12 protein-coding genes and 1 pseudogene are annotated in these 12,309 nt (G+C 59.8%); 9 read left to right on the top strand and 4 right to left on the bottom strand.

Features of this window, described 5'->3' with window-relative positions; all coding sequences use genetic code 11:
• The first annotated feature begins 52 nt into the window (after nt 1–52).
• Together hxpB and I6L44_RS06900 are read left to right on the top strand one after the other, a co-directional pair.
• Nucleotides 53–712, top strand: coding sequence for a hexitol phosphatase HxpB (gene hxpB, locus I6L44_RS06895; RefSeq protein WP_115522396.1), 660 nt, complete (start codon nt 53–55; stop codon nt 710–712).
• Nucleotides 713–984: 272 nt separating this feature from the next.
• Complete coding sequence (locus tag I6L44_RS06900) at nt 985–1,188, top strand: CPXCG motif-containing cysteine-rich protein (protein WP_042012540.1); 204 nt, start codon at nt 985–987, stop codon at nt 1,186–1,188.
• Between the two features lie 80 nt (nt 1,189–1,268).
• Here the strand turns inward: I6L44_RS06900 and I6L44_RS20510 are convergent.
• Together I6L44_RS20510 and I6L44_RS06905 are read right to left on the bottom strand one after the other, a co-directional pair.
• A pseudogene (locus I6L44_RS20510) lies at nt 1,269–1,557 on the bottom strand (IS5/IS1182 family transposase); the annotation flags it as partial.
• 42 nt (nt 1,558–1,599) lie between these two features.
• On the bottom strand, nt 1,600–2,247 hold the full coding sequence (locus I6L44_RS06905; protein WP_254204268.1) for an Arm DNA-binding domain-containing protein: 648 nt from the start codon (nt 2,245–2,247) through the stop codon (nt 1,600–1,602).
• A gap of 188 nt (nt 2,248–2,435) precedes the next feature.
• Here I6L44_RS06905 and sbcB point away from each other — a divergent pair, with 188 nt between their 5' ends.
• Nucleotides 2,436–3,851 (top strand): exodeoxyribonuclease I, encoded by a 1,416-nt coding sequence (sbcB, locus tag I6L44_RS06910; protein WP_216953654.1) that lies wholly within the window; start codon nt 2,436–2,438, stop codon nt 3,849–3,851.
• Between the two features lie 155 nt (nt 3,852–4,006).
• Nucleotides 4,007–4,507: a hypothetical protein gene (locus I6L44_RS06915; RefSeq protein WP_005360277.1), complete on the top strand. Its 501-nt coding sequence runs from the start codon at nt 4,007–4,009 to the stop codon at nt 4,505–4,507.
• Nucleotides 4,508–4,585: 78 nt separating this feature from the next.
• Here I6L44_RS06915 and I6L44_RS06920 read toward each other — a convergent pair whose 3' ends face one another.
• Nucleotides 4,586–6,295, bottom strand: a complete 1,710-nt coding sequence (locus I6L44_RS06920) for a glycoside hydrolase family 36 protein (RefSeq protein ID WP_216953655.1) — start codon at nt 6,293–6,295, stop codon at nt 4,586–4,588.
• A 165-nt stretch (nt 6,296–6,460) separates the two neighbouring features.
• Between I6L44_RS06920 and I6L44_RS06925 the strand changes: the two genes are divergently transcribed.
• The 3 genes from I6L44_RS06925 (at nt 6,461) to cdd (ending at nt 8,582) form a co-directional block, all read left to right on the top strand.
• Nucleotides 6,461–6,817 carry a CidA/LrgA family protein gene (locus I6L44_RS06925; protein WP_005333279.1) on the top strand — a complete coding sequence of 119 codons (357 nt, stop codon included), beginning with the start codon at nt 6,461–6,463 and terminating at the stop codon, nt 6,815–6,817.
• Nucleotides 6,814–7,500: an LrgB family protein gene (locus I6L44_RS06930; protein ID WP_216953656.1), complete on the top strand. Its 687-nt coding sequence runs from the start codon at nt 6,814–6,816 to the stop codon at nt 7,498–7,500. The genes I6L44_RS06925 and I6L44_RS06930 overlap by 4 nt, the downstream gene beginning before the upstream one ends.
• 197 nt (nt 7,501–7,697) lie before the next feature.
• Entirely contained in the window at nt 7,698–8,582 is an 885-nt protein-coding gene (gene cdd / locus I6L44_RS06935) for a cytidine deaminase (RefSeq protein WP_005333283.1), read from the top strand.
• A gap of 135 nt (nt 8,583–8,717) precedes the next feature.
• Here cdd and I6L44_RS06940 read toward each other — a convergent pair whose 3' ends face one another.
• Entirely contained in the window at nt 8,718–10,103 is a 1,386-nt protein-coding gene (locus I6L44_RS06940) for a tryptophanase (RefSeq protein WP_216953657.1), read from the bottom strand.
• Between the two features lie 460 nt (nt 10,104–10,563).
• On the opposite strand from I6L44_RS06940, the gene I6L44_RS06945 reads away from it, so the two are divergent.
• Both I6L44_RS06945 and I6L44_RS06950 read left to right on the top strand, forming a co-directional pair.
• Complete coding sequence (locus tag I6L44_RS06945; protein ID WP_216953658.1) at nt 10,564–10,728, top strand: DUF2256 domain-containing protein; 165 nt, start codon at nt 10,564–10,566, stop codon at nt 10,726–10,728.
• Nucleotides 10,728–12,248, top strand: a complete 1,521-nt coding sequence (locus I6L44_RS06950; protein ID WP_216953659.1) for a cryptochrome/photolyase family protein — start codon at nt 10,728–10,730, stop codon at nt 12,246–12,248. Before I6L44_RS06945 ends, I6L44_RS06950 begins: the two co-directional genes overlap by 1 nt.
• The last annotated feature ends 61 nt before the right edge of the window (nt 12,249–12,309 follow it).

Consider the following 12,309-nt stretch of genomic DNA (forward strand, 5'->3'; position numbering starts at 1 on the left):
CATTTGCCCGTCAGGCTTATAATCCCCTCTTCAAATTTGTCAGGAGTACAAGATGTTAGCTGCCGTGATCTTCGATATGGATGGTGTTCTGATCGACTCGGAACCCTTTTGGCAACGGGCCCAAATCGCCGTTTTCTCCGAACTGGGTCACCCCCACACCGTCGAGGATTGTGAATCGACCATCGGCGTGCGCATCGATCAGCTGGTCGCCCACTGGTATCGCCTGCGCCCGTGGAGCGGCCCGACTCAGGAAGAGGTAGTACAGCGCATTCTGGATCGGGTCAACGCCCTGATCCTCTCCGAAGGTCAGGCCAAAGCCGGCGTGCTGGAGGCGCTCGACCTTATCGAAGCAAGCGGCCTGAAAGTGGGTCTGGCCACCTCGTCCCCCTTTGCGATGGTAGAAGCGGTGCTCGGCAAACTTGGCATTCGCGATCGCTTTATGGCGGTGCACTCCGCAGAGGTGGAGCGTTTCGGCAAACCGCACCCGGATGTCTATATCCACGCCGCCGAGAAACTGGGGGTAGAGCCGGTTCATTGTCTGGCCATCGAAGACAGTTTTACCGGCCTGCTGGCGGCCAAGGCGGCCTCCATGACAGCGCTGATCGTGCCGGACCCCGCTTTAGTGGGTGACCCACGCTTGGCCATCGCCAACTACCAGCTGAGCTCGCTGGCCGAGCTGAATAGCGAGATGCTGGCCAGCTGGGTCAAGTAGCGCCTGTCGGCGCCTTGCTGCGCTCGCGTTCTCATATCCGCAGGGGGCATCCAGCCCCCTGTGATTGCCAAACAACCGTTGGCAATTCCCCTCTTTTCACCCGTCAATCACAACCAGATTGTGCTTCTCGCACACGACCACTCCAGCCGGTTGCACCTTGCCATCGCTCAGGCTTGATCTCTGTCATAAACGTGCGTTTGCTCGCGGTTAACCCCCTGCAGCCCGACTAGAATCAGGGTAGATAGGCGGCCTCAGGGCCCGAGGAGGTTATCATGATCGAGTACACCAGCAAGCGCATCGTCTGCCCCCACTGCGGTCACCATACCCGGGTCGAGCTGGATGCCAGCCAGGGTGATCAGGAGTTTTACGAAGATTGCATGGCCTGTTGCAATCCAATCCACCTGCGGCTGCATCGGGATGAGGAACGCGACCGTCTGCAGCTCTTTGTGGATGCCGACGACGAGCAACTGTTTTGATTGCGAGTCACAAAATGTCGAGCAGGGCATTGTTGCCTAACTCAGCCAGCAAGTCATGACTTCCGAAGCCCCATGTGCTGCTACAACACTTGGGGCTTCTTTACAGGCAGAGCAAGGAGTTCCGTTTGTTTATCGCACTCATATGCGCCACCACTTCTCCTACCTGACCGTTGCATTTCCTGAGAATGCTATTTCCTGCCAGCAACTGCTTGAACCGGTAAATTACCGTCACTGCCAACGGGCGATGGTGCTTCCCCTCCCTAATATCTTCTTTCGGTGCACCACTCTCTCCGTTTGCACCGCCTCATTCCTCGTATGCTCCTTTACCTATACCCCCGTATTTTAACGAGGAGGAATAGAGACTGATGCCCATGATGGTCGTGGTGAAACCAGTTGTTCATGACCTCGTTATCAACCCAGCAGGTGAGCCAGTTCTCGCTTGGTCGGCACGCGAGGCTCTCTCTCGGGTTGAAAGCCAACATGTTCGATACGTAATTTCGACTTCGGAGAGCCACCCATGAGATTACGTCGCATACAAAAACTCAGAATGGACTTTAACCTGCGCAATAAATGCCCTGCGTTTTTCGGCTTTTTCTTGCCAATCTTATCAAACCACTCCAGCCAGCTCGAAAACGGGATCTGTTCCACCGGAATACCAATAAACAGAGGTTCGAAATAGCGCTGCATGGTATGCTCATAGAGCATGACCGTATGAGGCCGCAGCTTGGGCAAATGGTGCTCACGAAAATGCTCGCAGCACTGTTTCAGGGTGACATCATGCTTCTGGTGGAGTTTATCCCAAAAAACTCTGGGATGTTCATTACGTTCAAGAGCGCCACGGATAGCAGGGATCAACGCCCTGGCATCAGCGAGTTTAAGGTCGGGATAGCGTCCAATTTTGAGTCTCGCCGCTTTTCCTTGCCAGCGATAGCGATATTGCCACGAGATGGTGCCTCGCTCGGTGATCCGAGCTGACAATCCATCACGGTCTGACAATTCCGTCTTGCCAAAGTAGGGCTGACCATAGAGGGCCCGTAGCTTCGTATCAGTAAGTGGCATATGACTCTCATGTGACTGGTTATCTGATTTTTCACTGACACATTAACGCGTCCTAACGTGTACACAGATATGTACCAAACTGGTCTGGAACGGACTGAATCAAGATCGGACAAAGTGAGACAATCTGAGATAACACCTCGTATAACGACTTGTTTTTCAAACATATAGACACAATTCAGAACCACGTAATGAACCAGCAGACAAATCCTACCTTCTATTTTCACGACTACGAGACCTTCGGCATCAGCCCCGCCAAGGACAGGCCATCGCAGTTTGCCGGTATTCGTACTGATGCGGATTTCAACATCATTGGCGAGCCGCTGGTCATCTACTGCAAGCCGCCGGCTGATTATCTGCCAGATCCGGAGGCGTGCCTGATTACCGGTATCACGCCACAAAAAGCGATGAAGGATGGGCTGTGCGAGGCGGATTTCATTCGCCAGATCCACGAGCAATTCGCCACGCCGAATACCTGTGTGCTTGGCTACAACAGCATCCGCTTCGATGATGAAGTGACCCGTTACACCCTCTATCGCAACTTCTATGACCCCTATGCCTACAGCTGGCAGAACGGTAACTCCCGCTGGGATATCCTCGACATGCTGCGGGCCTGCTATGCCCTGCGCCCGGAGGGTATCGAGTGGGCCTTTGACGATGAGGGGAAACCGAGTTTCAGACTTGAAAAGCTGACAGTCGCCAACGGCGTGGCCCACGCCAATGCACACGATGCACTCTCGGACGTGCTGGCCACCATCGAGATGGCCAAGCTGGTGAAAAAGGCTCAACCTAAGCTGTTCGGGTACCTGTTTGACCTTCGCAATAAGAACAAGGTGAAGGCCCTCATTGACGTGGTGACCATGAAGCCGCTGGTGCACGTCTCCGGCATGTTCTCCCCCTGGCAGGGTTGTGCAAGCTGGGTCTCGCCACTTGCCTGGCACCCCACCAACCAGAACGCGGTGATCATGGTCGATCTGACCTGCGACCCCACCCCGCTTATCGAGCTCACGAGCGAGGAGATCCGCGAGCGCCTCTACACCAAGAAAGAGGAGCTGGGGGATCTGGCGGGCATTCCGGTCAAACTGGTACACATCAACAAGTGCCCGGTACTGGCGCCGGCCGCCACCCTGACCGCGGAGCGCGCCGACGAGCTCGGCATCGATCGGGAGCAGTGCCGCAAGAGCCTGGATCTGCTGCGCGCCCACCCCGAGGTGCGGGAAAAACTTGTGGAAGTGTTCAATCAGGAGTTCGCCGGCAGCAATGAGAGCGACCCCGATACCCAGCTCTACGCCGGATTCTTTGGCCATGGCGACAAGTCCACCATGGATCTGGTGCGTGCCACCCCCGCGGATCTGCTGGGTGAGCGGGAGTTCGCCTTTACCGACGCCCGGCTGCCGGAGATGCTGTTCCGCTACCGCGCCCGCAACTGGCCGCACACCTTGAGCGAAGCGGAGCAGAAACGCTGGCGCCTGCACTGCAGCGACTACTTCAGCCGCCGTCTGCCGGACTACGTGCCCCATCTCGAGGCGCTGGCAGAGCAGAACCAGAGTAACGAACGGAACTTTGCGATTCTAAAGAGTCTTTATCACTATCTGGAAGATTTATGAGTTGTGAGTAGTTTCACAATAAATCCTTCCCGCCCATCCCCTTCTTCAGGTCATAATGACGAAGGGGATTTCCCCAAAAACCAATATCTTGCAACATCCTGAGCGGATGTCTCCCAAGCAAGAGATCTCTTTGGCCGAACGGAAGCCATTTGCTGATGCCTCGTCACCACGCACTGCTCGGATTACTGGCCCTGCTGCCGCTGGCAGCCAACGCCGCATACCGGTTCGATGTGCCGGATTATCTTGCTCGCCTGCCCGAGCAGACCTATCGCATCGTAGAACAGAACTTCAACACCCTTTATCAGCAGACTGATTTCACTCCCCTGATCACCAACAGCTACTTCAACGGCTCCCATCTCTACAAGTTTGTCGGGGTACCGCTGGCCATCAGCGCCCAGTCAGGTTTCCAGCTGGAGGTGTTTGGTCAGGTCTATAACCGCGCTTCGCAAGCCTATATGCACTTGAGCGAGGATATGTCCCTCTATCGGGTGATGCGGGTCGATCTGATGGGGAACCCCAATGATCAACTGGCCATCGGTTTTGGTCTGGGGGTGCCCATCACCCCGTTGCTGACCCTCAAGGCGATCGCCTCCGGCAGTGATATCCCGGGCTATGGCTCCGCCAAATACGCCGTTGGTTTTGAGTGGCGTTACTGAAAAACGTGACTGATAACCGCTGAATGAAACAATTCAGGCTCCGTGATGGAGCCTGAATTGTATGTGGTGATGCTGTGATCAGGTGTAGTGGATCACCCGCCCCTCGCCCCCTTGCAGGGTCACGGTTGTGCCGACTGCCTGCCCCTGCCAAAAATCGGTTCCCCCTTCCGGCAGCAGAAACTCCTGTGGTTGCCCCTCCCAGTTGAACAGGCAGAGCAGAGTGCCCCCCTCGGGCAGGCTTACTTCGCCGCAGGCAAAATCCATCGACTCGAAGCGGGCAGAGGGTGCCCGGGCCGCACAGAGCTCAAGCAGCTTGCGCAGTTGCGCAGCCTGCTCCTCATCGAGATCTTGCAGTCGATCACCCGCCAGCATCATGCCGCCGCTCGCCACCAGCGCTGCCAGATGGAAGCTGTAATCCGCCTTGCTTGCCTGCTGGCTCGGTCGATCCCGCAAGCAGATGCAGTCGGGGTCGAGGGCCCAGAGCTTGTCATTTTGCCAGGCGCGGCAGAAGGCTTCGCGGGCGATCTGGCGATAGCGGTGGCCGTTGCGCTCCACGTCATCGCTCACCCGCATGCCGTGCACCAGCCCAAGGCTTGGCCAGATGGGCGCATTGCAACCGAGCAGGAAAGCGCCATCGCCAGCACCACGCAGGATGGCCGCCATACCGCTCCGATAGGCTTCAACCCGGGTGGCTGCCGGATCGTGGAAACGGCCACCGTGGATGGCGCCCCAGAAGTTGGCATCGAGCTTGAAGTAGTGGATGCCCCACTGTTCGCGCAGGGTGCGGAACACCTGCTCAAGGTGCGCCTGCACCTCGGGGTGGGTGCCGTCCAGCACATACCAGGGAGTGCAGCGCCAGCCTCCGTAGGTAACCCGTTCGGAAGGGAGCGGCAGGCCGTCATCCCCCTTCACAAACCAGTCGAGATGATCCTGAAACACCTGTGAACCGGGCTCTGCAATAAAGGGTGCGACCCAGAGGGCGGGCTCGCAGCCAGCCTGTTTGATCTCGGCAGCCAGTGAAGCAACGCCTTGCTCGAACTTGGCCGATGGTGTGAGCCAATCGCCCATTTTGGCCTGATAGCCGTCGTCGATCTGCACATAACGCAGGACCGGGAAACGCTCGGCACGCACCTGCAGGTTCTCGCGAATGTCGGCAGCACTTACCTCGGCGTAGTAGTGATACCAGGAGCACCAGCCGCTCGGGCGCTCACTCACCTTGCCGATCAGCGAGCCATGTTCGACCTCGATCAGCCGTGCCAGCTCAGCCAGCAGATCCTCGCGCTCCGCCCCTTCGAGGCAGATCAGCGCCTCGCTCTGCCAGTGCCCACCGGCCGCAAGTTTTCGCCCTTCGCAGTTCATCAGGATCTGCAGGCGACCATCAGGATAGAGGCGAAACTCCCCACCAAAACGGTGGCAGCTGGCAAAGGCGAGCAGCAGCCACCCCTTGCCATGCTCCACCAGCAGCAGGTTGTGAATGGTGTGATAGCCATTGTCATCGGTGATGCGATAGACGCTGGCATCGGGGCAACGGCCGACATGTTGTGGAGATTGCCAGCTACCCATGGTCTGGGCCAGCATCTGGAATCCTTCGCCATAGATGGCGCTCTCCACCGGCAGGCTAAGCTTGCCGTCAAACAGCACCCAGCGGTCAACTGATGTGGCATCAGCGCCGGTGTTGTCGAGTCGCACCCGGCACAGGGGCCCTTCCCACTGACGGGTTTGCAACAGATGGGGTGGCAACGCGTTATCGTTCGCCAGCTGGCGAACTCGGGACAAGAGGGATGTCATCACTACTCCTTGTAGTTCGAAAAAGGGTTCTATCAGACGATGTTCAACAGATAATCTGCATACAAATCAGCTTCAAACGAACTGATTTCAGTTGTTATTGTTTTAATGCCGCGACCCGGCCTCTCTGGTAAACTGCGATTTTTCTTCCCAGTCGATGAGGTTCACGTGATCGCGCAACGCGCCTTGCTGTACTTTCGTGACTTTATGGTCATCGTCGCCTGCCTGCTGGCAGGTAAATCCGTGGCAGCCATCCTGCCGTTCGCCTTTCCCGGCAGCATCATCGGCATGCTGCTGCTGTTTGTGCTGCTCTCCCTGCAGTTGATCAAGCTGCACTGGGTTGAGCTGGGCGCTGGCTTGCTGCTGCGCCACATGGGCGTGCTGTTCGTGCCGGTTGCGGTCGGGCTGGTGGCCTGGCTTGAGCCCCTGCGCCAATCCTTCGGCGTCATCATGCTCTGCATCGTGCTCGGGATCGTGCTGATCCTCGCCACCGTCGGTCGGCTCTACCAGAGGATGAACAAATGATCTTCTGGCTAGCCATTCCCCTGACCCTGGCGCTCTATTTCGCCACTCGCGCCCTCTATCGCCGCCTGCCCTGGCCCATCATCAATCCGGTGCTGGTGCCGACCGCGGTGATCATCGGCCTGCTGCTCTGGTTTGATCTGCCACTTGAGCAGTACGAGAGCGGCAGCAGCCCCATTACCATGTTGCTGGAGCCCGCCGTGGTGGCGCTGGCGCTGCCGCTCTATCAGCAGGCGCGCCAGATCCAGGCCAAGCTCAAGCCCATCCTAATCTGTACCCTCGCCTCCGTCTTGATCTCGGTGTGCACAACCCTGCTGATCGGTCATTTTATGGGCACAGATCCGGCACTACTTGCTTCGCTTGCCACCAAATCGATTACCACCCCGCTCGCCATGAGCGTCAGCCAGTCCATTGGCGGCATTCCTGCCATCGCGGCCGCCGTGGTGGTGGTGGTGGGGATTGTCGGTGCCCTGATCGGCTATCCACTGCTCAAACTGCTGAAAGTGACCGACCCGGAAGCGCAAGGGCTCGCCATGGGAGCCTGTGCCCACGCCATCGGCACCGCCACCTCCGCCGAGAAGGGGATCACCCAGGGCGCCTTTGCCTCGCTCGCCATGGTGGTGTGCGGGATCCTCACCGCGGCCGTCGCCCCGCTGCTGTTTGCCATCTATCACTGGCTGATCTGATGACCCCATTGACCACCTGTTGACCATTCCGGGGGGCCTGCTGGCCTCTCGGGGTGCGACCTGCCGCACAATTTGCACAAGACAAACGTTTCCATTACCATCCCCCTCCGTTTGCCCGTCAGGGCGTGAGCCGGCTCACACATTTACCCGAGCTTGCTCCCTACAATGGCCGCCCAATTGGCCTTTGAGGACACACTATGCATCCCCGTTTTGCCAAGCCATTCGATACCCTCTCTGCCCCGCTCAAAGCAGCCGTGCAGCCCATGCTGGATAGTGCCGACTTCAACGCCCGCTTCACGCCGGAGCAAGTCGCCACCCTGAAAGCCGCCACAGGTCTCGATGATCGCGCCCTGCGCCTCGCCCTGTTGCCGCTGGCCGCCGCCTGCTCGGTAGCGCCCATCTCCAAGTTTTATGTCGGTGCCATCGCCTGTGGCCTGAGCGGCACCTGGTACTTCGGCGCCAACATGGAGTTTGCGGGGCAAGGTCTGTTCCACTCGGTCCACGCCGAGCAGTCCGCCATCTCCAACGCCTGGCTGGGTGGCGAGACCGGGATCTCTGAAATCACCGTCAACTACACCCCTTGCGGCCACTGCCGTCAGTTTATGAACGAGCTGAGCACCGCCAAGATCCTGAAAGTCTCTCTGCCCGATGACCTGAGCGCCCTGCAATCCTTCCTGCCCCACTCGTTTGGCCCGGCTGATCTCGACATCACTGATGCGCTGATGAGCCCGCAGGATCACGCAGAGCTTGAGCTTCAAAGCGAAGACCCGCTGTGGCAGGCCGCGCTGGCAGCTGCCCGTCAAAGCTACGCCCCCTATAGCCAGGGCTATGCCGCGGTGGCGCTGCAGTTTGCCGATGGCCGCATCTTCTCTGGCCGCTACGCCGAGAACGCCGCCTTCAACCCCAGCCTGCCGCCGATGCAGATGGCCTGCGCCCATGCGGTGCTTAACGGTGAAGATCTCGCCACCATCCGCCGCGCCGTGCTGCTGGAGAACAAAAACGGCCAGATCAGCCAGCGTGACTCCGCCCAGTCCACCCTCAAGGCACTGGGCTCGGTCGAGCTAGAGTATCAGGCGGTCTGACCCCCGGCTTTGCTTCGATAAACGAAAGCCCCCGCACCTTGGTGCGGGGGCTTTTTTACTGTGCCGTTTAACCGGGAGCAGCCGGTGATCCTCACGGCTTGGCGCGGTTGATCACCCAGTCTGACCGGTTGCTGATCAGACAGGTTTCAGCCGCGCGGTGAAGTGGCGCAGCAGCGGCGGTTCGTAGTCAAAGGTGAGTCCGCGAATGTCGCTGGCCCGTGCTTTCACCGCGATCAGGCAGTCGGCCACATAGTCCATGTGATCCCGGGTGTAGACTCGGCGCGGAATGGTCAGGCGCAACAGCTCAAAGTCCGCCGCCTCCTGCTTGCCGGTGGCGGGATCTCGCCCCAGCAGCAGGGAGCCTATCTCCACCCCGCGCACGCCCCCTTCCAGATAGAGCTCGCAGGCGAGCGCATGGGCCGGGAACTGCTCGGCCGGGATATGGGGCAGCAGCTTCTTGGCATCCACAAAGACCGCATGACCGCCGGTGGGGGTCTGTATCGGGATGCCTGCCTCGGCCAGCCGTTCGCCGAGATAAGCCACCTGACTGATGCGATAGGTGAGATACTCCTCATCCATCCCCTCGCGCAGGCCGATGGCGAGCGCCGCCATGTCCCGCCCGGCGAGGCCGCCATAGGTGACAAACCCCTCCATCGCCACGCAGCGCACCTGCACGGCGCGGAACAGGTCGAGATCTTCCTTGAAGCAGCAGAGCCCGCCGATATTGACCAACCCGTCCTTCTTGGCCGACATGGTGAAGATGTCCCCCAGCGCAAACATCTGGCGCACTATCTCCTGGATGCTGCGCTTGGCATAGGCCGGGTCCCGCGCCTTGATAAACCAGGCGTTCTCGGCAAAACGGGCGGCATCGATCACCACCGGAATCTGGTGGCGACGGGCCAGCTCGGAGACCGCCTCCATATTGGCCATGGAGACCGGCTGGCCGCCTGCGCTGTTGCAGGTCACCGTGATGATGATGCCGGCCACGTTGGCGGCCCCCAGGGTTTCGATGGTGTCGCTCAGGCGAGGGAGATCAAAATCCCCCTTCCAGGGGTAAGGGGCCGTGGTGTCGAGGGCTTTCGGGGTGAGCAGGTTGATGGCCCGCGCGCCGGCCAACTCCACATGGGCCTTGGTGGTATCGAAGTGGTAGTTGGAGATGAAGACCGGCGCCTTGCCCTGGCAGCGCTTGACCAGCTCGGGGAAGAGGATCTGCTCGGCCCCGCGCCCCTGGTGGGTGGGCATCACATGCTGGTAACCAAAAATCTCGCGCACCGTGCGCTCCAGCTCGACGAAGTTGCGGCTGCCCGCATAGGCCTCATCCCCCATCATGATGCCGGCCCACTGGCGGTCGGACATGGCACCGGTGCCGCTGTCGGTCAGCAGATCGATATAAACATCCTCGGCCAGCAGCAGGAAGGGGTTCCAACCAGCGGCCTCGAGGGCTGCGCGGCGCTCGGCGCCAGTGGTCTGTTTGATGGGTTCGACCATCTTGATACGAAACGGCTCGGGTATACGACGCATAAAAGACTCCTCACCGGCACAAGGCCAGTGTGTTTGAAATCGGGATTGGCAAAGAGGCCGGGGCGATCAGGGTCGTCCGGCTGACAAATTCAAACGGCGGGTGCCGCCAATCAGCGGTGAGGAAAATCGAGGGTCAGAATGGGATCCCGGGTGTACCAGTGGGCGAGCAAGCAGGCTGCCCGGGGCGTAGCTGTCACGATTGGCATCACTCCCCTCCATGTCGGTTGTAACCAGTCGGTGGCCAATAAGATCCATTGATGGATGCTGCCAACGGGCAGCCTCGCCACGTTAACGGCTGGTTAATTGGCAAACAAGGGGCGCACCGACGGGCTGTGCGCCCGCTCACAAAGTGGGCATCTGCGCGGCAAACCGGCAGTGAGGTTGATCCGTCCACGCCCCCGCTTCGTTATTCTCCCTACCCACACGCCACATCCCCCATCAGCCAAGGCCGGAAGCCATCATGCATCGCAAACCCCATCTGCCCGAGAAGATCTGCCCCGTCTGCCAGCGCCCCTTCAGCTGGCGGCGCAAGTGGGCACGTAGTTGGGAGGAGGTTCGCTACTGCAGCGAGCGCTGTCGCAACGCTCGTCACAGCAGCCAGCAACCTGTGGGAGAGCGAGTCTGATGGAGCTGCGTCTTGTTCTCGGCGATCAGCTGAACGCCGGTCACAGCTGGTTTCGCACCTCGGATCCGGCAACCTGCTATCTAATGGCGGAGCTGCGCCAAGAGACCGACTACTGCCGCCACCATCGCCAGAAGGTGCTGGCCTTCTTTGCCGCCATGCGCGCCTTCGCAGCAGCCCTTGGCAAGGCGGGCCACCGAGTCTGTTACCTGACTCTTGATGAGAGTGCCCGCTGGCCCGACTTGCCCAGCCTGCTGGCAGCCCAAATCGCGGCGCATCAGGCCGACAGCTTTGCCTGGCAGAGCCCGGATGAGTGGCGCCTAGCCAGCCAGTTGAAAAGCTGGGCGGCGGGCCTTGCCATCCCTGCCACCGAGGTGGAGAGCGAGCATTTTCTCACCCCCCGTGATGGCTGGCAGCGCTATCCTCACAGCCGGATGGAGTTCTTCTACCGCGCCCTGCGCAAGCAATACAGGGTGCTGCTCGATGAGCGCGGCCAACCCCTTGGCGGGCGCTGGAATTTTGATGACGAGAACCGCGCCAAGCTGCCGGCGAGCCAGCCCATCCCGGAACCCCTCACCTTTGCCAACAAGGTGAGCGAGATTGATGCCATGCTGACCCGCCACGGGGTCAGCACCATCGGCGAGGCAGATGCCAGCCAACTGCCGTGGCCCATCACAAGGCGCCAGAGTCGCGAGCTGCTCGCCCATTTTCTCACCCACTGCCTGCCCCACTTTGGCCGCTATCAGGATGCCCTGAGCGAGCGGGGCTGGAGCCTGTTTCACAGCCGTCTGTCGTTTTCCCTCAACAGCAAGATGCTTCATCCGCTTGAGGTGATCCGCGCCGCCGAGACCCACTGGCAGGCCAATCAGGCCACTATCACGTTGGCACAGGTGGAGGGGTTTATTCGCCAGATCCTCGGCTGGCGCGAGTTTGTCCGCGCCCTCTATTGGGAGAAGATGCCTGACTACAAACAGACCAATTTTCTCGGGGCCGACCGGCCGCTGCCCGGCTTTTTCTGGAATGGAGAAACCAAGATGGCCTGCGTGCGCCACGCCATTGGCCAGTCCCTCGAGCACGGTTACGCCCACCATATCCAGCGGCTGATGGTGACCGGCAACTTTGCCCTGCTGGCGGGGCTCGATCCTGACGAGCTGGATCAGTGGTATCTCGGCATCTATGTGGATGCCATCGAGTGGGTCGAGCTGCCCAACACCCGCGGCATGAGCCAGTTTGCCGATGGCGGCCTGATGGGCAGCAAGCCCTACGCCAGCAGCGGCGCCTATCTCGAGCGGATGGGCCACTACTGCAAGGGGTGCCACTATCAGGTGAAAGCGCGCCACAGCGACGGAAGTTGCCCCTTCAACAGCCTCTACTGGCACTTTCTCTGGCGCAATCGGGACAAACTGGGCGGCAATCCCCGCCTCGCCCTCCCCTATGCCAACTGGGATGGCCAACCGGCAGCGCAGCAGCAGGCCATTCTGGCCACCGCGGAGCAGTACCTGATCAAGCTGGAGCAGTTGTAAGCGGGCCATGTCCCTCACAACATCACAGCGATTTACGCTGGCAATCAGGCTTGTCATCGCA

Origin of the sequence: Aeromonas sp. FDAARGOS 1414 (assembly GCF_019047065.1) — a bacterium.
Classification (GTDB): Bacteria; Pseudomonadota; Gammaproteobacteria; order Enterobacterales; family Aeromonadaceae; genus Aeromonas; species Aeromonas veronii_A.

What these genes read in the sequence shown, in the direction of transcription:
- cdd (WP_005333283.1), top strand. Translation starts at nt 7,698, where the DNA reads ATGCATCCCCGTTTTGCCAAGCCATTCGATACCCTCTCTGCCCCGCTC.
- I6L44_RS06930 (WP_216953656.1), top strand. Translation starts at nt 6,814, where the DNA reads ATGATCTTCTGGCTAGCCATTCCCCTGACCCTGGCGCTCTATTTCGCC.
- I6L44_RS06900 (WP_042012540.1), top strand. Translation starts at nt 985, where the DNA reads ATGATCGAGTACACCAGCAAGCGCATCGTCTGCCCCCACTGCGGTCAC.
- I6L44_RS06905 (WP_254204268.1), bottom strand. Translation starts at nt 2,247, where the DNA reads ATGCCACTTACTGATACGAAGCTACGGGCCCTCTATGGTCAGCCCTAC.
- I6L44_RS06940 (WP_216953657.1), bottom strand. Translation starts at nt 10,103, where the DNA reads ATGCGTCGTATACCCGAGCCGTTTCGTATCAAGATGGTCGAACCCATC.
- I6L44_RS06950 (WP_216953659.1), top strand. Translation starts at nt 10,728, where the DNA reads ATGGAGCTGCGTCTTGTTCTCGGCGATCAGCTGAACGCCGGTCACAGC.
- I6L44_RS06945 (WP_216953658.1), top strand. Translation starts at nt 10,564, where the DNA reads ATGCATCGCAAACCCCATCTGCCCGAGAAGATCTGCCCCGTCTGCCAG.
- I6L44_RS06915 (WP_005360277.1), top strand. Translation starts at nt 4,007, where the DNA reads ATGCCTCGTCACCACGCACTGCTCGGATTACTGGCCCTGCTGCCGCTG.
- sbcB (WP_216953654.1), top strand. Translation starts at nt 2,436, where the DNA reads ATGAACCAGCAGACAAATCCTACCTTCTATTTTCACGACTACGAGACC.
- hxpB (WP_115522396.1), top strand. Translation starts at nt 53, where the DNA reads ATGTTAGCTGCCGTGATCTTCGATATGGATGGTGTTCTGATCGACTCG.
- I6L44_RS06920 (WP_216953655.1), bottom strand. Translation starts at nt 6,295, where the DNA reads ATGACATCCCTCTTGTCCCGAGTTCGCCAGCTGGCGAACGATAACGCG.